The sequence below is a fragment of the Psychrobacter sp. TB55-MNA-CIBAN-0194 genome, assembly GCF_040309505.1.
GTDB classification, from domain to species: Bacteria; Pseudomonadota; Gammaproteobacteria; order Pseudomonadales; family Moraxellaceae; genus Psychrobacter; species Psychrobacter fozii.
On sequence record NZ_JBEOOW010000657.1, the window covers coordinates 1 to 245 of the forward strand.

Annotated in this window: 1 protein-coding gene; it reads left to right on the top strand. The window is 48.6% G+C overall.

The genetic code is table 11. The features are described 5' to 3' along the window. Positions 1-64: 64 nt before the first annotated feature. Positions 65-245 (top strand): hypothetical protein (locus AAEY75_RS16640; RefSeq protein ID WP_502944459.1); only part of this gene is annotated, 181 nt, incomplete at its 3' end.

Below are 245 nucleotides of genomic sequence, written 5' to 3' on the forward strand. Positions count from 1 at the left end.
GGCTTGGCTCTTAGATGACAATAGACATGTACGGCGTTTGATCTCTGAGGGAACTCGCCCGCGCTTGCCCTGGGCGATGCAGTTGCCGACGTTTATTAATGATCCTTCACCCGTCATTGAACTGCTTGAAGAACTAAAAGATGACCCAGAAGAATACGTACGTCGCTCTGTTGCCAATAATCTCAACGACATCGCTAAAGATCACCCTGATCTTGTGGCCGATATTGCTGAACGATGGATACAGG